This window comes from Streptomyces humi (genome assembly GCF_001005085.2).
In the GTDB taxonomy this organism is placed as follows: Bacteria; Actinomycetota; Actinomycetes; order Streptomycetales; family Streptomycetaceae; genus Streptomyces; species Streptomyces humi.
This window is the reverse complement of sequence record NZ_LBMU02000082.1, coordinates 79,777-101,030: the sequence shown is the minus strand read 5'-3', so window position 1 is coordinate 101,030 and position 21,254 is coordinate 79,777. Positions and strand designations below refer to the sequence as shown.

Here is a 21,254-nt window from a genome sequence, read left to right as displayed (position 1 = left end):
ACTGCCCCCTGCTATGCGGTTCGTCGCATGGAGTGGTCGGTCATGCGTGATCACCGGGAGGCCAGCGGCGGAACGGCCCGTGAATGGATCACGCGGTGAACGTCACTCTTACGGTGAACTGTTCATGCCAGGGGAATGAGAAACCCAAGGAAGTGCCAAGTGGGGTTTGATTAGGGGCTTTTGGTCGGCTTTCGACCGCGCGCAGAACATTACAGATCGGTTGCGATTGTTGTTGAATGCTTGCGGTGCCGTTAAGTCGACAAATCCCCCGTCTTGTACGGCAGTTCAGCCGCGCGGCTTCGCGCCCCGCTCCGTCAGCATCTGCTTCATCGTGGCCAGTTCCGACTGCTGCGCGTCCACCATGCCCTGGGCGAGGTTCTTCTCCACCTCGACGGTGCACTTGGCCACACAGCCCTCGGCCATGTGGATCCCGCCCTTGTGATGGTCCGTCATCAGCTGGAGGTAGAAGATCTCCGCCTGCTTCCCGTTCAGGGTCCCCAGCTTCTTCAGCTCCGTGTCGGTCGCCATGCCGGGCATCAGCGAACCGTCCCCGCGCTCGGGCATGTCACCCATGCCCATCCAGGCCATCGGCGGCTTCGCCGACACCTTCGGCAGGTCCCACAGGTCCAGCCAGCCCAGCAGCATGCCCCGCTGGTTGGCCTGCGTCTGCGCGATGTCGTAGGCGAGCCGCCGTACGTCCGCGTTCTTCGTGCGGTCGCGGACGATGTACGACATCTCCACGGCCTGCTGGTGATGGACCGCCATGTCCCGCGCGAACCCCGCGTCCGCCCCGTCGGCGCTCGGGACGCCGGGGCCGGAGCCGCCACCGTCGTCCTCGGCGACCGCGTACGTGATCGCGCCGGCCGCGACGAGCACCGCCGCCGTCGTTCCGGCGATCCAGCCGATGTGCTTCCTCACGTCACATCGTCCCGCCCGTGCACGAAGCACCCGGCTCCGGCGTCTGCTTGCCCTGCACGTACGTCTCGAAGAACTTGCCGACCTTCGGGTCGTCCGCGCTCTTCACGCTCAACTGGTGGCCCCACGCCGACAGTTCGATCGGCGAGGTCTGGTCCGCGTACGGGCTCATCAGCGAGTAGGGCGTCTGCTTCACCTTCGCCGCCAGCTTGTCGACATCGGACTTGCCCGCCTTGTCGGTGTACGTCACCCAGACCGCGCCGTGTTCGAGGGCGTGCACGGCGTTCTCGTCCTTGACGGCCTTGGTGTAGACGTTGCCGTTGCAGTTGAGCCACACCGGGTTGTGGTTGCCGCCGACCGGCGGGTGCATCGGGTACTTCACGGTCCCGGCGACGTGCGTGCGGGCCAGCTTGCCCGTCCAGGTCCGCACCCCGTCGCTGCCCGTGACGAAGTGCCCGGAGTCCCCGGAGGAACCGCCCTTGGCGTCGCTCGCGCTGTCGCTCTTGTCCGACTGCGAGTTGACGAGCACCACACCGCCGACGATCAGGCCCGCCACGACCACGACACTCGCGCCGATCGTGAGGATCCGGTTGCGTCGCTCGCGCGCCTGCTCCGCGCGCCGCATCTGCTCTATGCGCGCCTTGCGTTCGGCGTTGCCGGCCTTGTTCTTCGCGGAACCCATGAGGTGTGTCCTTCTGGGGGAAAGGGACGAGGAGGTTGGGGCTCGCTGATCGTAATGGGGGAGATGGGGCCGGACGTAGGTAGGGCACAGGAAAGAGCCGGAAAGTCCCGGGATCCGACAGGTAACCGATAATTTGAACGGCCGATGCGTATTACCTACGCTGGCCGGTATGCGGCTGTTGCGTTCCACCGACCTCGCCCTGCGGCTCCTGATGCGGCTCGCCGTGGCGGAGGGAACCACGCCCACGACCCGTGAGGTCGCCGGGGACATGGACGTGCCGTACACGCACGCCGCGAAGGTGGTCGCCGAGCTCCAGCACCTGGGGCTGGTCGACGCCCGCCGCGGCCGGGGCGGCGGGCTCACGCTGACGGAGCGGGGGCGTACCGCCTCGGTGGGGGCACTGGTGCGGACCTTCGAGGGCGAGGGGGACGTGGTGGACTGCGAGGGCGGTGACCGCCCCTGCCCGCTGAGCTCCGCCTGCCGCCTCCGGGGCGCCCTGCGCCGGGCCCAGGAGGCGTTCTACGCGGCCCTGGACCCGGTGACGGTGGCGGACATGGTGGTGGAGCCGACGGGGCCGCTGCTGCTCGGTATCTCCAGGAGGCCGGGGGCGGTCTGAGGGCCTACGGGGGTGCCGCGGTTCGCCGTGTGGCGGCTGCTGCGCCGCCGTGGCCGGTCACGCAGGTCCTCGTGGCCCTTCGGGGCGCCGGCGCTCAGGCCGATGCCAGCCACAGGTCCGGGCCGAAGACCTCGTAGTGGATGTCGGCCGGTGACACGCCCTTCTCGATCAGCTGGGCGCGGATCGCCCGCATGAAGGGCAGCGGGCCGCACAGGTACGTGCGCGTGCCGGGTGCCACGTCGACGTCCGTGAGGTCGGCCAGGCCGGTCCGTCCGCCCGGCTCGGCGTCGCGCTCGTAGAAGAAGTGGACGGCCGTGTCCGGCAGCTTCCCCGCGTACGCGACGTGGTCGGCGCGCAGGGCGTGGTCGGCGGGGGAGCGGTCGCCGTGGACCACGGTGACCGGGTCCCGGTGGCCGTCGGCCGCGAGCGCGGCGAGCATCGCCACCATCGGGGTGACGCCGATGCCGGCGGAGGCGAGGAGCAGGGGCCGGCCGGCCGTGCCGTCGAGGACGAGGTCGCCGTACGGCTCCGAGAGCTCCAGGGCGTCACCCACCCGCACGCGCGCGTGCAGGTGCGCGGAGACCTCGCCGTCGGGCGTCGTGCCGTCGCCGGCCACCCGCTTGACGCTGAACTGGCGGACCGACTCGCCCGGTGCGCCGGAGAGGCTGTACTGGCGTATCTGGCGGGCGCCGTCGGGGAGCGTGACGCCCACGGACACGTACTGTCCGGCGCGGAAGCCGCGCACCGCGCCGCCGTCGGCGGGCCGGACCCGGAAGGTCACGACGTCGGCCGTCTCCGGCACCCGTTCGACGACCTCCCAGAGCCGGAACCCGGTGTCGCCGCTCTCCTCGTACAGCCGCTTCTCGATCGCGGTCAGCGCGTTCGCCATCAGCCAGTAGACCTCGTCCCAGGCCGCCGCGACCTCCGGTGTGACGGCCTCGCCCAGCACCTCCACGATGGCGGCGAACAGGTGCTCGTGGACGACGGCGTACTGCTCGGGGGCGACCCCGAGGGAGGCGTGCTTGTGGGCGATACGGCCCAGCATCGCGTCGGGCCGCCGGTCGGGGTGGTCCAGGAGGTGCGTGGCGAACGCGGCGATGGAGCCGGCGAGGGCCTGCCGCTGGGTGCCGGCGGCCTGGTTGCCGCGGTTGAAGAGGTCGCGCAGCAGCTCCGGGTGGGCGGCGAAGAGCCGGGCGTAGAAACGCTCGGTGATCTCGCCGATGGCCGCACCCACGGCGGGGAGGGTGGCGCGGACGGTGGCGGCGGACGGCTCGGACAGCATCGGGGCTCCTTGTGGCTCGCCGAACGGCTGGACGACTCGACGCTATTAAAACTTGCATCTCAGATTCAAATTTAAGGGCCGTGGTCTCGGTCACTCGGGATCCGGACGCCCGGGATCCGGACCGGCCATTACGGATGGCGGTGCGAGCAGGCAAGATGGGCGGGAGCGCAGTACACCTGCGGTATGGGAGCCGTTCAGGCCGAGGACGCCGACGCGATCAAGGTCCGCAACGCGCATGAAATGCTGTTGTGGTGTGATGCCCAGGTGCCCGACCGCCTCCTGTGGGACCGGGAGCAAGGCGGCCTGACCAGCAAGGATGGGGAAGCGGAAGATGGACAAGCAGCAGGAGTTCGTGCTCCGGACCTTGGAGGAGCGCGACATCCGGTTCGTACGCCTGTGGTTCACGGACGTGCTGGGCTTCCTCAAGTCCGTCGCCGTGGCCCCGGCCGAGCTTGAACAGGCCTTCGACGAGGGCATCGGTTTCGACGGCTCCGCGATCGAGGGCTTCGCCCGGGTCTACGAGTCCGACATGATCGCCAAGCCGGACCCGTCCACCTTCCAGGTGCTGCCGTGGCGCGCGGAGACCCCCGGCACGGCCCGGATGTTCTGCGACATCCTGATGCCGGACGGCTCGCCGTCCTTCGCGGACCCGCGGTACGTGCTCAAGCGCGCCCTGGCCCGCACCTCCGACCTCGGCTTCACCTTCTACACCCACCCCGAGATCGAGTTCTTCCTGCTCAAGGACCGCCCGCTGGACGGCACCCGGCCCACCCCGGCCGACAACTCGGGCTACTTCGACCACACCCCGACCAACGTCGGCATGGACTTCCGCCGCCAGGCGATCACCATGCTGGAGTCGATGGGCATCTCGGTGGAGTTCTCCCACCACGAGGGCGCGCCGGGCCAGCAGGAGATCGACCTGCGGTACGCGGACGCGCTCTCGACGGCCGACAACATCATGACGTTCCGGCTGGTCATGAAGCAGGTGGCGCTGGAGCAGGGGGTGCAGGCGACGTTCATGCCGAAGCCGTTCTCCGAGCACCCCGGCTCCGGCATGCACACCCACCTCTCCCTCTTCGAGGGCGACCGCAACGCGTTCTACGAGTCCGGTGCCGAGTTCCAGCTCTCCAAGGTGGGCCGGTCCTTCATCGCGGGCCTGCTGAAGCACGCGGCCGAGATCTCCGCGGTCACCAACCAGTGGGTGAACTCCTACAAGCGCATCTGGGGCGGCTCCGAGCGCACGGCGGGCGCCGGCGGCGAGGCGCCCTCGTACATCTGCTGGGGCCACAACAACCGCAGCGCGCTGGTCCGCGTCCCGATGTACAAGCCCGGCAAGACCGGCTCCGCGCGCGTGGAGGTCCGCTCCATCGACTCCGGCGCCAACCCCTACCTGGCCTACGCCCTGCTCCTGGCCGCCGGCCTGAAGGGCATCGAGGAGGGCTACGAGCTCCCGCCGGGCGCCGAGGACGACGTCTGGGCGCTCTCCAACGCCGAGCGCCGCGCGATGGGCATCGAACCGCTCCCGCAGAACCTCGGCGAGGCCCTGACCCTCATGGAGGGCAGCGACCTGGTCGCCGAAACCCTCGGCGAACACGTCTTCGACTTCTTCCTGCGCAACAAGCGGCAGGAGTGGGAGGAGTACCGCTCGGAGGTCACGGCCTTCGAGCTGCGGAAGAACCTGCCGGTGTTGTAGGCGCAGGTGAGAGTGGCTTTACCGCTGATTCAGCGGACGGGGCCGACGGTCATGGACCGTCGGCCCCGCGGCAGGTGCGAACTCGGGATCGCGGGGTTCGAGGTGGTGCCGGGAAATCAGTCTCGCCCCGTGCTCAACCTCATGGAGCTGGTGAGGAGGGGGGGAATGGACCACGGGGCAGCCAGAGATCCATCCGGGCTCCAGCCGTTTTTTACCGCGCTTGCGCCTTCGGCCCCTCGATCTGCTGCGGTCAGGATTCTCGCGGCTTCTTCGAGCACCCCGTTCTCGACGTACCCACATCGTTGCAACCAGTCGACTGCCGCGTCAGTACCGTGGGCTGCCGCGAGCATTCTTGCGGCCGTCCCCCTTATGCCCAGAGAATGCGGAAGCATGGCTTCGTAGAGGGTGAGCGCCTCTTCAGTCCTGTCCGCCGCAGCCAGCGAGCCCGCCAGATCGTAAGTACTGATGTTCTCGAATTCCTGGCACACATCAACTCGCTCCTCCAGTCGTCCCAGTCTCCCCAGTAGTGCGGAGAGTCCGTACGCGGAACTCTTGTCGCCCGCGTCCGCTCTGACCCGGAGACGGCTGATCGCCTCGTCTGCCCGGCCGAGCTGCTCCAACAGCCTCACCAGCTGTGCAAAGGCCTTTTCGTGACCCTTCTCGGCGCGAACCCGTAACCAGGTCACTGCGTCATCTGGGCGCCCGGCCCGCAACAAGGCGTTCACGGCTCCGTGGTATGAATTTCTGAGGCTGATGTATTCGACGTCTGCCGCACGCTGATACCACACATCCAGAGCCTCGCGCTCGCGACCTTGTTTCATCAGCAGGTCGCCCACGTACTGGGGCGCTTCACGATCGCCGGCCTCTGCCCTTCCTTGCAGCCAGGACACTGCCTCGGCCACCCGGCCCGACCTGGTGAGAATTGCGACGACCGTCCTTTGTGCCTCACGATCCCCGGATTCGGCGGCCCGTTGGTAGGCTTCCAGTGACTCGGAGTGTCGGCTGGTTTCGCCAAGCAGTTCGGCGACTGGCCCCCAAGCCCGTACATCGCCTGCCGTTGCTCTTTCTCGGAGGAGGGCCAAGGCTCGCTCCTTGGCCTGGTCGCTGTGTGACAGGCGGACCGCGTGCGGATAGGAGTGGTCCACACCAGCCACTACTTGGCTCGAAATCCAAGTGAGTGCCTCGTCAGAGCGCCCCTCGTCTTCGAGGAGGCGAACCACATGGTCCACGAAGTGGAAATGCCCGCGTTCCACGGCTTTTTTCGACCAGCTGATTTCCTCGTCGTAGCGACCTTCCTCGTGCAGCAGTTCGGCCGCGTACCTCCATGCCTCACGGTCACCCGCCTCGGCGCCGCGCTGGATCCATGACAGGGCAGGCTCAGGAAATCCCGCGCGCCAGAGACGGAGTCCGACAGGAGCGAGGTCTTCCTCGTCGTCCCAGTCAGGGTCCTCCCTGACCGCGCGCTCGTACCATTGGACCGCTTCCTTCCAGCGGCCCGCGAGCAGCAGCAACTCGCCCTTCCACCGGGGCACGGCTTGTCCGTCACAGAGCCCGGCAGCGTACAGGTACCAGTCCTTGGCTTCTTCGTCGCGCTCGGCCCCGGCAAGCAGATCTCCCATGTGCTGGGCCGCGTGAGGACTGCCGTCGGCTGCGGCTTTCTCGTAGAACTGTCCGGCGACATGCAGGAGGCCCCGGGACTGAGCGGCCTGGGCCAGGCGAATGCGGTCTGCCGAGGACCCGTGGTCGAGCAAGGCGTTCCACAGCGAAGCCGGCAGACGAACCGTGCGCCGATGGGTACGGGCGTGCTGCTCGAGGTAGTCGGCCAGGCGGTAGCGGGCTTGTGCTGGGGTCACGGCACCCGTGTGGTCGCGTATGCGTGTCAGTGGACCACGTGTGCCTCGTAGCGGGCGATTGGTGTTGATGAGTACGTTTTCCAGCCAGTCATCCCGGAGCAGGTCCCATTGGGCCCCGGGAATGTATCCCTCGGCTGCCGCATCCAGGAGCGCGAGCGGAAGGGAGACGCCATGGCCCACGCGGCGGGCATCCATGGCTGCTTCGATGACGGCTCGCGTGGGCCGTGTCGCCGTTCGGTAGCGTTCGAGAAGGGCCGGCGCTCCAGCCAGATACTGAGTGATCTGGCCGTCCTCGGCACGTTCCAGGGCGTAACCCAACCGTGGATCCTCGCGTGCCTTGGTTCGCGCGGACAGAAGTTCTGCTTCGTTGAACTCTGTCAGGATGTGCAGATCCCGTCCGGTGAGCAGTTTCCTGGCCTGCTCATGCGGGTCCGCCGTCCCGGCGGCCGGTTCAGCGACCAGAATCTCCCAGTACTCCGGCCAGACGGTGCCCAGGACCAGCACAGGCCCACGCTGCGCCTCGCGCAGCAGGGTCCTCAGGCCGGCTGAAATCCGTTCCCCCAGGTCGCTGTTCGGCGTGAGCAGGTAGTGCTGGGACTCGTTCAGCCAGACCACAGTGCGCGGTCCGACCCTTTCGAGTTCGGCAAGCACGGCTTGAGGGCGTGTCGGGTCGATGGGGTGCCAAAGCCGCCACGTGGCGGGAAGAGACCGAAGCACTTCCCAGCACGCCCTCGTCTTGCCCGTGGACGAGTCACCGACGAGCACCACCATCTTGCTGCTGCCGGCAGCGGCTTCCCGTGCAGCCGCGCGCAGTACTCCGTCGTGGGCCCGTTCCACATACGCGGGCAGCAGCGGCAGGTTTCGCGCGTCTTTCGCTGGTGGATCGATGGCCTGGTGCACTTCCAGGGCGAAGGGGTCGGTGAAGTCAGTTATCGGTCGGCCGGTCATGCCTTTACCCAGAGATCCCGTGTGCGCGCGGCCAGGTCTGCTTCGTACGGGCCCGCGCGGTCTTCGTCGTCCACCTCTGCGCACTCCTTGACGATCTCAGTGAGGCTCGGATGACCCACCACGAGGTACGCCTCGTACAGAAGGACTCTCGGATCGCGCAGAGTCCCCGACGCGGAACGTGGACGTTTCAGCACATGCCCCCCTGTGTCGCATGCCGTCGCAACAGTGTGGCCCCGGAGGGGGCCTGAAGGTGGCTGAACTGCACGACTCCATCGATGGCGGTTTGCCGCACCGCGGAGTCGATCTTGCGAGTGGGAAGGCTGCGCCCGGTTTCAGGTGGGTTCCGGTTCCGGCTTGACGGCCTCTGGCCTTCGCGTCACCCGCTGTACGCCGGGGAGACCGCCGAGACGCTGATGCGTCGTGGTTTCCCCGTGCCGTTCGACGGGATCTCGTACAGGTCCGCGCCGTAGTCGCCCGGGAGGGCGTAGACGAGTGTGCCGTCGTCCTTCCAGACCGCCTGGTCGTCGACGCTGCGGGGCTCGGCGAGCGGGGTCTCGCGCATCGTGCCCAGGTTCAGGACGTACAGGTGCCAGGGGGCGTCCTTCGGCAGGCCCTTCACCCGTTTCTTGTAGGCGACGCGGGTGCCGTCGGGGGAGAGGGACGGGCATTCGACGTTCGCGTGGAGGGTGGTGACCGTGCGGGTGCGCAGGTTGCCGCGGACCAGGTAGGTCGAGCCCTTCGTGGCCAGCGTCGCGTAGAAGGTGGTGTCGTCCGACGCGAACGTCACGCCCCAGAAGTTGACGTCCGCGGCGTGGTAGGAACGGCCGTCCTTCAGGATGCGGAAGGACTCCAGGGTCGGGATCAGCTCGCCCGTGCGGGTGTCGACGATCGCCGTGCGGGTGGAGAAGTCGGTCCCGGCGTAGGAGTCACCGCCCACGAACGCCGTCCAGGCCGCGTAGTGGCCCGTCGGGGAGACCCGGGCCCGGGACGGGATCCCCGGGACGTCGTAGCGGGCCTCGGTGCGCAGGTGCGCGTCCAGGATCAGGGCCCGGTACGTGTCCGAGACCGGGCCGTGGACGGCTTGCAGGCACACGCCGGTGCCGGACGCGGCGTAGAAGCGCAGGCACTTGACGCCGGAGGCGGTACGGGGGCCGGCGGGGGCCGAGGACGGGGTGGTGGTCAGTTCGTCGCGGTGCGGACCCCACGCCATGTTGCGGAAGATCATGCGGCCGGGCGCGGTGAGCGTCACCGTGCCGGGGGTGACCTTCGCGGCCCCCGGCCGCGTGTGGTCGCGGCGTTCCGCCCGCGCCGACGCGTGCAGCACGGAGGCCAGGGCCACCGCCCCGAGCACGGCCAGGGCGGACGCGAGGATCAGGATGCGGGACCTCAGGGTCATACGGCTGACTCCCGGAAGGGGCGGAGGGTGAGGGCGTACCCGGCGCACACGGCGAGCGCGGCCGTCGACAGCAGCAGCGCGGTGCGGTCGCCCCACAGCGTCCATGCCGCGCCGAACGCCAGCGAGCAGGCGAAACGCGCGCCCGCCTGGCCCGTCTGGACCAGCGCCAGGCCCGAGGAACGCAGCTCCCGGGGAACGCTGTCCGACGCGACCGCCATCAGGACGCCGTCGGTCGCCGCGTAGAACGTGCCGTGCAGGGCGAGCACCGCGTAGGGCAGTGCGGTGCCGTGCCAGGACGTGAGCAGCAGGGTGTAGGCGAGCAGCAGGGCCGCGTGGCCCGCGAGGAACACCCGCCAGCGGCCCCAGCGATCCGCCAGCCGGCCGAGGGGGACGGCCAGGAGGAGGAACGCGGCCGCCGTGCCGAGCGGGAGCAGGGCGAACCAGCGGTCGGGTACGCCGAGCCGCCGTTGCAGCAGCAGGTACACGAACGAGTCGCTCACCGTGGCGAGGCCGAGGAGCAGGGCGCAGACACAGATCCGCCGCAGGTCACGCCGCCCCAGCAGCCCGACCGCCGCCCGCAGGGTGGGCCGCGCCCCCGCCGCACCGGCCCCCCGCGCCTCCGCCGCACCGGCCCCCCGCGCACCCTCCGGCGCCGGCCCCGCCGTGCCGACCCCGCCTCCGTCGCCCGGTACGAACAGTGCCAGGACCAGTACGCCGACGGCCGCCACGCAGAAGCTGACCGTGAAGACCGCGTCGTAGCCGTCCACCGTCGCCCGCAGGATGAGGAACGCGGCCAGCGGGCCGAGCAGGGCGCCCGCCGTGTCCATCGCACGGTGCACGCCGAAGGCGCGGCCCCGGGTCTGCGGGGTGCTGGAGAGCGAGATCAGGGCGTCCCGGGGCGCCGTGCGCAGGCCCTTGCCGGTGCGGTCCGCCGCCAGGACCAGGCCGATGGGGGTGAGGGTGTGGGCGACCAGCAGGAGCGGTTTGCAGAGGGCGGAGAGCGCGTAGCCCGCGCCCGCCACCCACTTGTGCCGGCCGCCGCCGCGGTCGGCGAGGTGGCCCCCGACCAGGCGTACGACGGCCGAGAAGCCGTTGTAGACGCCGTCGAGGAGGCCGAAGCCCAGCGGGGACAGGCCGAGGCCCGTCACCAGGTACAGCGGCAGGACGGCCGTGACCATCTCGGAGGACACGTCCGTGATCAGGCTGACCGTGCCGAGGGCGAGGACGGTGGGCGCGATCGTGGAGCGGTACCGCCCGGCCGTCGCGGGCCGGGCGGTACCTTCCACGGACGCCGTCGGGTCGTTCGCGCGGCTGTCCGCTACGTACACGTCAGGACGTCCAGATCCCGGTGATGTCGGAGGAGGACGCCGCGTTGCCCGCGTGCGCGGTCAGGCCCTGGCCGTCCTCCAGGGTGCGCAGCAGGTCGTAGTGGTCGTAGGTGGTCGCGGAGGACGAGCCCGCCGTCACCGGCTGGCCGTACAGGACGGTCGGGATGCGGTTGCCGGCCAGACGGTTGTCCTCGTCCATGGTGACGACGAGCAGGCTGTTGTGGGTCTTGGCCCAGGTGGCGTACGCGCCCAGGTTGTTCTTCAGCCAGGTGTCACCGGTCGACACCGAGCAGTCGTGCATGTCGCTGCACAGGTTGGGGGTGACGAAGGAGAGCTGGGGGAGGGTGGAGTAGTCGGTCGGGAACTGGGCGAACGTCTTCGCGGTCGACGTCGGTACGTTGCTGAAGCCGAACCACGGGTTGTGCTTGCGCGCGTAGTTGCCGCTGCTGCACGTGGTCGAGCCCTGGCTGGGCAGGGTCTCGTTGTAGCTGGCCCAGGTGCGGCCGGCGGCGAGCTGCTCGGAGGCCAGGTTCGCCGCCGAGGAGAAGCCCGGGGTGTAGCAGCTGTCGTCGGTGATGCCCTGGGTGGAGCCGGAGAACAGGGCGAAGTAGTTGGGCTGGCTCGGGTGGGTCTCCGCGTACATCTGGGTCAGGTTGGCGCCGCCGGAGACCAGCGAGTTGATGTACGGGGCGCTGGAGGAGCCGATGACCTGGCTGTAGGCGTGGTTCTCGAAGACCACGACGATCACGTGGTCGGGGGTCGGAACGGCACTCGCGGCGTGCGCGGAGGTGCCGCCGAGCCCGGTCCACAGGCCGACGGCGGCCGCGGTGAAGGCGGTGGCCGAGGCCACCGCCGTACGGGCTCGGCGCAGCATCCCAGGACGTGCGGAACTGCCGGACACATCAACCTCCGAGGGAGAGGACGGAGAAGAAGGGCTGGCGGTGCGGACAGAGCATGCACACGCCAAGACTCCCACGCCTCACGGAATCTGCCCCCGTGGGTGAAGAGCCGGTGAACGACGGGTACTTGCGCCGCCATGGCACGCATCCTGGTGGGCACCTGTGGCTGGACCGACCGCGCCCTGGTGGCGAGCGGCTGGTACCCGCCCGGCCGGCGCGACCCGGAAGGCCGGCTGCGGCACTACGCCGGCCAATTCCCCGTCGTCGAGGCCGACTCCCCCTACTACGCCCTCCCGTCCGCCCGCACCACCCGGCTCTGGGCGGACCGCACCCCGGCCGGCTTCCGCTTCGACGTCAAGGCGTTCTCCCTCCTCACCGGCCACCCCACCCGCCCGGCCGCCCTCCCCGCCGACCTGCGCGGCCACCCCCGCGACGAAGGCCTGCGCCAGGAGGTCTGGGACCGCTACGCGGAGGCCGTCGACCCCCTGCGCGGCTCCGGCCGCCTCGGCACCCTCCTCTTCCAGTACCCGCCCGCCCTGACCCCCGGCCCCGAGGCGGAGGCCTTCGTCAGGACCGCCAGGGAACGTGCCCGCGACTGGCCGTTCGCCGTGGAGTTCCGCGACCCCGCGTGGTGGCGGAGCGCGCGTACGACGGCGTTCCTCCGGGACCTGGACGCCACCGCCGTCGCCGTGGACACGGCCCGGGGCCTGCCCGGCTCCCTCCCTCCGACGGCCCAGGTCACCACCTCCCGCCTGGCGGTCGTCCGCTTCCACGGACGCAGCCCCCTCTGGGGCACCGGCACCAAGGAGGACCGCTTCCGCCACGCCTACACCGCCGCCGAGCTCACGGAGTGGCTGCCGCGCGTGCGCACCCTGGCCGAACAGGCCGAAGAGGTCCATGTCCTGTTCAACAACTGCTGCGCGGACAGCGCCGTGCGGGCGGCACGGACCATGTCGGAGCTGCTGGCGTCCCACCTGCCGCACCAGCTGCGCGCCCCGTCCGCCGGACAGCCGCCGCGTCCCGCCGGCCGCGCGGCCGAGGCCGGTCCCGGCCGCTCCGGTTAGGCTCGTCTGGCCAGGACCGGGATCCCAGGGGAGGCCGCAGATGACGCCGGGGCGCAGGAGCAGTACCTTCACGCGGCTGCTGCGGCACGGCTTCACCGATGCCTCGGCCGCCGAGCGGCTGCTGGACAGCGCCGAGCTGGCCGCCGTACGCGACGACCCGGTGCTCCTCGAAGCCCTGGGCGCCACCGCCGACCCCGACCTCGCCCTGCACGGCCTGGTACGGCTCCTGGAGGCGCAGCCGGGCCCCACCGCCCGCCGCGAGCTGCTCGACACGCTGATAGCGGCCAAGCCGCTCCGGGACCGGCTGCTGGGCGTCCTCGGCGCCTCCGCCGCCCTCGCCGACCACCTCGCCCGGCACCCACGCGACTGGGAGGCCCTGGTCACCTACGAGCCCCGGGACCTGCACCCGGGCGTCGCCGAGTTCGAACGCGGACTCGCCGAGGCCACCGACCCGGTCTCCCTCCGGGTCGCCTACCGGCGCTGCCTGCTGTCCATCGCCGCCCGCGACGTCTGCGGCACCACCGACGTCGCCGAGACCGCCGCCGAGCTCGCCGACCTCGCCACCGCCACCCTGCGCGCCGCCCTCGCGCTCGCCGAGGCCGCCGAGCCCGGCGACGCCGCCGCCTGCCGGCTCGCGGTGATCGCCATGGGCAAGTGCGGCGGCCACGAGCTGAACTACGTCTCCGACGTCGACGTCATCTTCGTCGGCGAGGCCGCCGAGGGCACCGACGAGACCAAGGCGCTGCGGTCCGCCACCAGACTCGCCTCGCACATGATGCGGATCTGCTCGGAGACGACGGTGGAGGGCTCCATCTGGCCCGTCGACGCCAACCTCCGCCCCGAGGGCCGCAACGGACCCCTCGTACGCACCCTCAGCAGCCACCTCGCCTACTACCAGCGCTGGGCCAAGACCTGGGAGTTCCAGGCCCTGCTCAAGGCGCGCCCGGTCGCCGGCGACCTCGACCTGGGGGCCGAGTACGTCGCCGCGCTGGAACCCCTGGTCTGGAAGGCGGCCGAGCGCGACAACTTCGTCGCCGACGTGCAGAAGATGCGCCGCCGGGTCGTCGAGAACATCCCCGCCGCCGAGATCGACCGCGAGCTGAAGCTCGGTCCCGGCGGCCTCCGCGACGTCGAGTTCGCCGTCCAGCTGCTCCAGTTGGTGCACGGCCGGGCCGACGCCTCGCTGCGCTCCGGGACCACCCTGGACGCGCTCCAGGCGCTGGCCGCCGGCGGCTACGTGGGCCGCGCCGACGCCGTCCAGCTCGACGACGCCTACCGCTTCCTGCGCTCCATGGAGCACCGCATCCAGCTCTACCGGCTGCGCCGCACCCACCTGGTCCCCGAGGACGAGGCCGACCTGCGCCGACTCGGCCGCTCGCTCGGTCTGCGCACCGAGCCGGTGACCGAGCTGACCCGCGAGTGGAAGCGGCACGCGGGGGTCGTACGACGCCTGCACGAGAAGCTCTTCTACCGGCCGCTGCTCGACGCCGTCGCCCAACTCGCCCCCGGTGAAGCACGGTTGAGTGCCGAGGCGGCCCGGGAACGCCTTGAGGCCCTCGGCTACACCGACCCGGCCGCCGCCCTGCGCCACCTGGAGGCCCTCGCCTCCGGTGTCACCCGCAAGGCCGCCATCCAGCGCACCCTGCTGCCCGTACTGCTGGGCTGGTTCGCCGACTCCGCCGACCCGGACGCGGGCCTGCTGAACTTCCGCAAGGTGTCCGACGCCCTCGGTAAGACCCCTTGGTACCTGAGGCTGTTGAGGGACGAGGGTGCCGCCGCCGAGAACCTGGCCCGGGTGCTGTCCGCCGGCCGCCTCGCCCCCGACCTGCTGATGCGCGCCCCCGAGGCGGTGGCCCTGCTCGGCGACGGCGACGGGGGCGGCCTGGAGCCGCGCGGCCGCGGCCCGCTGGAGCAGGAGATCCTGGCCGCCGCCGGCCGCGCCGACACCGCAGAGGACGGGGTGCGGGCCGCGCGCGGTGTGCGCCGCCGTGAGCTGTTCCGCACCGCCGCCGCCGACATCGTGGACTCCTACGGCACCGAGGCCAATCCCGCCGAGGCCGACCAGGGCGCCCTGGTGGACCGGGTCGGCGCCGCTGTCTCCGACCTGACCGCGGCGACCCTGGCCGGCACCCTGCGCGCGGTCGTCCGCGACGGCTGGGGTGACACCCTGCCCACCCGGTTCGCGATGATCGGCATGGGCCGGTTCGGGGGCCACGAACTCGGCTACGGCTCGGACGCGGACGTCGTCTTCGTGCACGAACCGCAGGACGGCGTGGACGAACGGGAGGCCGCCGACGCGGCCAACAAGGTCGTCGCCGAGATGCGCCGGCTGCTCCAGGTGCCCAGCGCCGACCCGCCGTTGCTCATCGACGCCGACCTGCGCCCCGAGGGCAGGTCCGGGCCGCTGGTGCGCACGCTCAAGTCCTACGAGGCGTACTACCGGCGCTGGTCCCTGGTGTGGGAGTCACAGGCCCTGCTGCGCGCCGAACCGGTCGCCGGGGACGCGGAGCTGGGACGCCGGTTCGTCGAGCTGATCGACCCGCTCCGGTACCCGGCGGAGGGGCTGGGCGAGGACGCGGTGCGCGAGATCCGGCGGCTGAAGGCCCGGATGGAGTCCGAGCGGCTGCCGCGCGGTGCCGACCCCAAGCTGCACACCAAGCTCGGGCCGGGCGGGCTGTCGGACGTCGAGTGGACCGTGCAGCTGCTGCAACTGCGGCACGGGTGGGCCGAGCCGGGGCTGCGCACCACCCGGACCCGCGAGGCGCTGGCCGCGGCGGCCGCAGCGGGGCTGCTGGGCCACGAGGAGGCCGGGACACTGGACGAGGCGTGGGTGCTGGCGACGCGGGTGCGGAACGCCGTGATGCTGGTACGGGGGCGGGCCGGCGACACGTTTCCCTCCGAGAGCCGGGAGCTGGCCGCGGTCGGGCGGTACCTGGGGTACGGGGACGGGCACGCCGGGGACATGCTGGACGCGTATCGGCGGACCGCGCGCCGGGCCAGGGCGGTCGTGGAGGAGCTTTTCTACGGCGCTTGAAGACCTAGGGAGTGGGTTTCTCCGGGGCGGTCGCCGACGTGTCCCGGGCGCGGCTGCGTGGGGATCGCTCGCGCAGTTCCCCGCGCTCCTGGGGCGCTTCCAGCAGCGTTCTTGCGTGGTTCATGAGGCCTGTCAGGCCTACCTCGAAAGCTTGGTCCGCGCGGCCGTCGCCCACTGCCGCCAGAGCCTCGGCCAGGTGCGGGGTGGGGGTCCGGGCCGTCAGCTCCCACATGGCCTCCGGGGCCGCCAGGTCCAGTGCCGAGCCCAGGACCAGGTTCTCCAGGGCGATCAGCAGCGGCATCACGTCCGCCGCGGCGAAACCCGCCGTCAGCAGCACCGTGACCGCGCGCTCGTACTGTTCGAGGACCCGGGGGGCCCGCACCGGCGAGGTCATCAGGAGCGGGATCGCCCGCGGGTGGGCGGCGAACGCGGCCCGGTAGGAGCGGGCCCAGGACTCCAGCGCGGTGTCCCACGGGGTCAGGTCGAGGGTCGCCGGGTCGATCACCGAGGCGACCCGTTCGCGCAGCAGCTCGACGATGCCGTCCCGGCCGTCCACATGGTGGTACAGCGAGCCGGCCTGCGTGCCGAGCCGCTTCGCGATCCCCGGGACGCTGAAGTCGCCCTGCTCGTCAACGAGTTGCAGTGCGGTCGTGGTGATCCGCTCCCGGTCGAGGAGCGGGGTGCGCGGCCGTCCCATCAGTGTGTTCTCCCCCGAAGGTGTGAAACGGGTCTTCCCGGATGTCCAGGAGGAGGCTACATTGCCAAAACCGAAAGGCTTTAGATTTACGGGTCCGGGGCAGTCCCTGCCCCGGTAGCGCCGGTCACCCCGCACGCCCGGAACCCTCCCGTCCGTCGCGCTCGAAGGGCTCCCCCTCCATGTCCGTCACCGCTCCCGAGGAGAACGCGCCGCCCGCCGCGGCGACCCTCCGCCCCGGCTCGCTCGGCACCGCCGACATCGCCTTCTTCGTCATCTCCGCCGCCGCACCGCTCACCGTGATGGCCGGGGTCGCCCCGCTCGCCGTGCTGCTCGGCGGCATCGGCGCCCCCGCCGGCTACCTGATCGCGGGCATCACCCTCGCCGTCTTCGCCGTCGGCTTCACCACCATGAGCCGGCACGTCAGGAGCGGCGGCGCGTTCTACGCGTACATCACCCGCGGCCTCGGCCGCCCCGTCGGCATCGGCGCCGCCCTGCTCGCGCTGATCGGCTACAACGGCATGGAGATCGGCGTCTACGGCCTGCTCGGCAGCGCCGGCCGGGACACCGCGAGGGCCCTTTTCGGCATCGACGTCCCTTGGCTGCCGATCGCCCTCGCCGGGCTGCTGCTCATCGGCTACGGCGGCTACCGTTCCATCGAGTTCGGCGCCAGGCTGCTCGGCGTGCTGCTGGTCGCCGAGACCGGGATCCTGGTCCTGCTCGCGGGCGGGGTGCTGGTCAAGGGCGGCGCGCACGGACTGTCGGCCGCCTCCTTCGCCCCGGACCACGTGTTCGTCTCCGGTACGGCCGTCGTCCTCGCCTTCGCCTTCGCCGCCTTCACCGGCTTCGAGTCGACGGTCATCTACCGGCGCGAGGCCCGCGACCCCGAGCGCACGGTCCCGCGCGCCACCTACGTGGCCGTCGCGTTCCTCGGCCTCTTCTACGCCTTCATGGTGTGGATCATCATCCAGGCCTTCGGTGACCGGGACGTCATCGCCGCCGCCGGCAAGGACCCCGGGGGCCTCTTCTTCACCGCCATCACCACCTACGTCGGCGGCTGGGCGGCCGACCTGATGCACGTCTTCATCGTGACCAGCATCATCGCCTCCCTCCTCGCCTTCCACAACGCGATCAACCGGTACGCCCTCGCGCTCGCCGAAGAGGGCGTGCTGCCGAGGCGGCTGGGCCGGATCCACCCCAGGCACCGCTCCCCGTACCTCGCCGGGGTCGCGCAGACCGTCGTCGGCCTGGTGGTCGTGCTCGGCTTCTGGGCGGCCGGAGCCGACCCGTACGACCAGCTGCTGCTGTGGGTCAACACCCCGGGAATGATCGGCCTGTTCGCGCTCCAGCTGCTCGCCGCGATCGCGGTGCCGTGCTACTTCCGCCGGGTCCGGCACGAGGAGGGCACGGTGCGGACCGTGGTCGCCCCGACCCTCGCGGCCGTGCTGCTCGCCACCGCCATAGGCCTCGTCATCACCCACATCGACCTCTTCACCGGCGCGTCGGCCACGGTCAACACCCTGCTGATCCTGATCGCGCCCGCCGTCTTCGTCACGGGTCTCGGCCTCGCGTGGTGGCTGCGCCGCGAACGTCCCGCCGTGTACGCGACCTTCGCCGCCGAGCCGACGGAGCGCGCTGAGCCCACCGAGCGCGCTGAGCCGACGGAGCGCGCTGAGCCCACCGAGCCCGCGGATTCTGTCGGCGTCACCGAATAACCGTACGGAACAAAGGAGTTCACCCCGCGATGACCGCCGCTCCCGACCTGGTCCTCACCGGTGCCGAGGTCCGCACCCTCGATCCGGCCCGCCCCCGTGCCACCGCCGTCGCCGTGCGCGACGGGCTGATCGCCGCCGTCGGCGACGAGCGGGACGTACCCGGCTGGCGGGGGCCCCGCACCGAGGTCGTGGACCTGCGCGGCGCCCACCTGGTGCCCGGCCTGGTCGACGCGCACAGCCACCCGGTGTGGGGCCTGGACATGGCGACCGGCGCCGACCTGTCGGGGGTGACCGGCCTGGCGGACCTGCGGGCGGCGCTCGCCGTGGCCGCCCGCGTCGACGGGTGGGTGATCGGCCACGGCCTCGACCACAACGCGTTCGAGGGACGACCGGTGGACCGCGCGCTCGTCGAGGACGTTCTCGGCGGCGCACCGGCCTTTCTGCGCCTGTACGACGGCCACTCGGCCCTCGCCACCGGGGCGGCGCTGGCCGCGGCCGGGGTGACGGGCGCGCGGGTCTTCGAGCAGCGGTCGGAGGTGGTGTGCGACGCCGACGGCCGGCCGACCGGGCATCTGGTCGAGCACGCGGCGATGGGACTGGTCGAGTCCGTCATGCCCCGCCCGTCGTACGCGGCCCGCCGCAAGCGGCTCGTGGAGCTGCTGGCGGCGATGGCCGCGACCGGGCTGACCGGGGCGCACGTCATGGACGAGGGGGACGCCGAACTCGTCGGGGCGGTGGCCGAGGAGACCGTCCTGCCGTTGCGGCTGCGCTTCGCGCCCTGGTGCATGCCGGGGGTCGACGGGGCGGGGCTCGCGGAACTGGTCGCCGCCCAGGGGCGGGGCGGCCGGCACTGGACGGTCGACGGGGTGAAGTTCTTCATGGACGGGACGGTCGAAGGGGGCACCGCCTGGCTGGAGCACGCGGACTGCCACGGGCAGGGGACGGCGGCGTTCTGGCCCGATCCGGACGCCTACGCGGCCGCCGTACGCCGGCTGCACGCGGCCGGGGTGCGCACGGCCACGCACGCGATCGGGGACGCGGCGGTACGGCACGTCCTGGACGTGGTGGCGGGGCTGGGGGCGGGCGCGGCGGGCCGGCACCGCATCGAGCACATCGAGACGGCGCCGGACGCGCTGCTGCCCCGGTTCGCGGAGCTGGGGGTGGCCGCGTCCATGCAGCCGCCGCACACCGCGTACACCCGGGCGGACGGCACCGACGAGTGGTCACGCCGGCTGGGCACGGCCCGCGCGGGTCACGCGTGGCGCCTGCGTGACCTCCGTGACGCCGGCGCGACGGTCGCCCTCGGCTCGGACTGGCCGATCGCCCACTACGACGCCCGAGCCGTCCTCGCGACCGCCCGCGCACCGAGGGGCGCGGCGTCGGCTGGCGCGGGCCTGACCGGCCTGGAGGCCCTGGAGGGCTGCACGAGCCATGCGGCGCGGGCGGCGGGGGAGGCGGACACGGCGGGCCGGATCGCGGTCGGCTACCGGGCCGACCTGACAGCACTCGCCCTCGACCCGGTCACGGCCCCCACGGACGAACTGACCGAGTCCCCGATACGACTGACGGTGACCGGAGGACACGTGATGCACCGGGGCGAGTGAGACACCGCCGACCGAGCGCCGTCGGCGGCGGCGAAGAGAAGCCGGCACGGCCGGCCGAGCGCCGTCGCGGCGGGGAAGAGGAGCCGGCAGACGGCCCGGACCGGCGGCTGCTCCCAGCCGGCGGCCGAGCGGGTCCCGGCACCGCCGGACACCACCGTGGTGGCTGAGCACCGTCGCGGCGGACAAAAGAGAGCGGCCGGTTCCAGAAAAACTGCCGGTCCCTCTTCTCCCGCCGCTGCGGCGCTCAGCCACGGTGGCGGTGGTCGGCGGTGCCGGGCGGGCCGGGCTCCCGGGGGGCGGCCGGCCGCAGCCGAGGTCGTGCTTGGACCGGCCGGTCTCTTCCTTCTTCCGCCGCGACGGCGCTCAGCCACGGTGGCGGTGGTCGGCGGTGCCGGGCGGGCCGGGCTCCCGCGGGCCGGCCGGCCGCAGCCGAGGTCGTGCTTGGACCGGCCGGTCTCTTTCTTCTTCCGCCGCGACGGCGCTCAGCCACGGTGGCGGTGGCCGGCGGTGCCGGGCGGGCCGGGCTCCCGGGGGGCGGCCGGCCGCAGCCGAGGTCGTGCTTGGACCGGCCGGTCTCCGTGGGGGTCGGTTCAGCTGTTCGCAGGGCTGTGTGGCAGGGGCCGGGGTGTCGGTTGGCGGGGCAGGGTGTAGGGGAGGGCGCCGTACCACAGGCGGGCCACCGTGAAGCCGAAGGTCAGGCAGAGGGCTCCGCCCACCGCGTCCAGCCAGAAGTGGTTGGCCGTGGAGACGATCACCAGCAGGGTCGCCGCCGGGTACAGCAGGCCCAGGAGCCGCACCCAGGGGACCGAGGCCAGGGCGAAGACCGTCAGGCCGCACCACAGGGACCAGCCGATGTGCATGGACGGCATCGCGGCGTACTGGTTCGACATGTGCTTCAGGTCGCCCGAGGCCATCGAACCCCAGGTGTGGTGGACCGTCACGGTGTCCACGAAGCGGCCGCCGTTCATCAGACGGGGCGGGGCGAGCGGGAACAGGTAGTAGCCGAGCAGGGCCACGCCCGTCGTCGCGAAGAGGGCGAGGCGGGCCGCGGCGTAGCGGCCCGGATGGCTGCGGTAGAGCCACACCAGCACACCCAGCGTCACCACGAAGTGCAGCGTCGCGTAGTAGTAGTTCATGCCGATGATCAGCCAAGTCACCGAGTTCACGGCGTGGTTGACCGACTCCTCGACGGCGATCCCCAGGTGCCCCTCGGCCCGCCAGATCCAGTCCGCGTTGCGCAGCGCCTGTGCCTTCTGCTCGGGGACCGCGTTGCGGATCAGCGAGTAGGTCCAGTAACTCACCGCGATCAGCAGGATCTCGAACCAGAGCCGGGGCCGCCGCGGGGTGCGCAGCCTGCCGAGGAATCCCGGTCCTCTCTCGCCCGTGACGGTCCGCGGAAGGGTCTGTTGTTCGCGACCTTCCGGCTCTGTCACGGTCGAGTCACTCATAGACACAGAGTCTGCCAGAAAAGACGTCTTCGACAGATCATCCCAAGGTTGGACCGACCACGCATGTTCTACGGCGTGACGAC

At 71.4% G+C, this 21,254-nt stretch carries 15 protein-coding genes; 6 read left to right on the top strand and 9 right to left on the bottom strand.

Annotation, left to right across the window (positions count from 1 at the left end; all coding sequences use genetic code 11):
- Positions 1-285 precede the first annotated feature (285 nt).
- Both AAW13_RS32825 and AAW13_RS32820 read right to left on the bottom strand, forming a co-directional pair.
- Complete coding sequence (locus AAW13_RS32825; RefSeq protein ID WP_046733582.1) at positions 286-918, bottom strand: DUF305 domain-containing protein; 633 nt, start codon at positions 916-918, stop codon at positions 286-288.
- A 1-nt stretch (position 919) separates the two neighbouring features.
- The gene (locus tag AAW13_RS32820; RefSeq protein ID WP_046733581.1) at positions 920-1,597 is read right to left on the bottom strand and encodes a DUF3105 domain-containing protein; all 678 of its coding nucleotides are present in this window, start codon (positions 1,595-1,597) and stop codon (positions 920-922) included.
- Between the two features lie 169 nt (positions 1,598-1,766).
- On the opposite strand from AAW13_RS32820, the gene AAW13_RS32815 reads away from it, so the two are divergent.
- Positions 1,767-2,213 (top strand): RrF2 family transcriptional regulator, encoded by a 447-nt coding sequence (locus AAW13_RS32815; RefSeq protein WP_046733580.1) that lies wholly within the window; start codon positions 1,767-1,769, stop codon positions 2,211-2,213.
- A 94-nt stretch (positions 2,214-2,307) separates the two neighbouring features.
- Here AAW13_RS32815 and AAW13_RS32810 read toward each other — a convergent pair whose 3' ends face one another.
- A complete protein-coding gene (locus tag AAW13_RS32810) occupies positions 2,308-3,495 on the bottom strand; it encodes a globin domain-containing protein (protein ID WP_046733579.1) in 1,188 nt (395 codons plus the stop codon).
- Between the two features lie 331 nt (positions 3,496-3,826).
- Here AAW13_RS32810 and glnA point away from each other — a divergent pair, with 331 nt between their 5' ends.
- Positions 3,827-5,188 (top strand): type I glutamate--ammonia ligase, encoded by a 1,362-nt coding sequence (gene glnA, locus AAW13_RS32805; protein WP_046733615.1) that lies wholly within the window; start codon positions 3,827-3,829, stop codon positions 5,186-5,188.
- A 116-nt stretch (positions 5,189-5,304) separates the two neighbouring features.
- Here glnA and AAW13_RS32800 read toward each other — a convergent pair whose 3' ends face one another.
- The 4 genes from AAW13_RS32800 to AAW13_RS32785 all read right to left on the bottom strand — a co-directional run bounded on the left by AAW13_RS32800 (position 5,305) and on the right by AAW13_RS32785 (position 11,587).
- Positions 5,305-7,989: a hypothetical protein gene (locus AAW13_RS32800; RefSeq protein WP_143145059.1), complete on the bottom strand. Its 2,685-nt coding sequence runs from the start codon at positions 7,987-7,989 to the stop codon at positions 5,305-5,307.
- Positions 7,990-8,365: 376 nt separating this feature from the next.
- A complete protein-coding gene (locus AAW13_RS32795) occupies positions 8,366-9,385 on the bottom strand; it encodes a TolB family protein (protein WP_046733578.1) in 1,020 nt (339 codons plus the stop codon).
- The gene (locus tag AAW13_RS32790; RefSeq protein ID WP_071659757.1) at positions 9,382-10,713 is read right to left on the bottom strand and encodes an MFS transporter; all 1,332 of its coding nucleotides are present in this window, start codon (positions 10,711-10,713) and stop codon (positions 9,382-9,384) included. The genes AAW13_RS32795 and AAW13_RS32790 overlap by 4 nt, the downstream gene beginning before the upstream one ends.
- 1 nt (position 10,714) lies before the next feature.
- On the bottom strand, positions 10,715-11,587 hold the full coding sequence (locus tag AAW13_RS32785) for an alkaline phosphatase family protein (RefSeq protein WP_206306306.1): 873 nt from the start codon (positions 11,585-11,587) through the stop codon (positions 10,715-10,717).
- Between the two features lie 162 nt (positions 11,588-11,749).
- Between AAW13_RS32785 and AAW13_RS32780 the strand changes: the two genes are divergently transcribed.
- Positions 11,750-12,676 carry a DUF72 domain-containing protein gene (locus tag AAW13_RS32780; protein WP_046728287.1) on the top strand — a complete coding sequence of 309 codons (927 nt, stop codon included), beginning with the start codon at positions 11,750-11,752 and terminating at the stop codon, positions 12,674-12,676.
- Between the two features lie 40 nt (positions 12,677-12,716).
- Positions 12,717-15,710, top strand: coding sequence for a bifunctional [glutamine synthetase] adenylyltransferase/[glutamine synthetase]-adenylyl-L-tyrosine phosphorylase (locus AAW13_RS32775; RefSeq protein ID WP_046728286.1), 2,994 nt, complete (start codon positions 12,717-12,719; stop codon positions 15,708-15,710).
- 4 nt (positions 15,711-15,714) lie between these two features.
- Here the strand turns inward: AAW13_RS32775 and AAW13_RS32770 are convergent, their stop codons facing one another.
- Complete coding sequence (locus AAW13_RS32770) at positions 15,715-16,407, bottom strand: TetR/AcrR family transcriptional regulator (RefSeq protein WP_079179055.1); 693 nt, start codon at positions 16,405-16,407, stop codon at positions 15,715-15,717.
- A gap of 179 nt (positions 16,408-16,586) precedes the next feature.
- Between AAW13_RS32770 and AAW13_RS32765 the strand changes: the two genes are divergently transcribed.
- Together AAW13_RS32765 and AAW13_RS32760 are read left to right on the top strand one after the other, a co-directional pair.
- On the top strand, positions 16,587-18,119 hold the full coding sequence (locus tag AAW13_RS32765) for an APC family permease (RefSeq protein ID WP_079179054.1): 1,533 nt from the start codon (positions 16,587-16,589) through the stop codon (positions 18,117-18,119).
- Between the two features lie 29 nt (positions 18,120-18,148).
- Entirely contained in the window at positions 18,149-19,723 is a 1,575-nt protein-coding gene (locus tag AAW13_RS32760) for an amidohydrolase (RefSeq protein WP_046728285.1), read from the top strand.
- 590 nt (positions 19,724-20,313) lie between these two features.
- Here AAW13_RS32760 and AAW13_RS32755 read toward each other — a convergent pair.
- Positions 20,314-21,171 carry a phosphatase PAP2 family protein gene (locus AAW13_RS32755; RefSeq protein WP_046728284.1) on the bottom strand — a complete coding sequence of 286 codons (858 nt, stop codon included), beginning with the start codon at positions 21,169-21,171 and terminating at the stop codon, positions 20,314-20,316.
- Positions 21,172-21,254 lie beyond the last annotated feature (83 nt).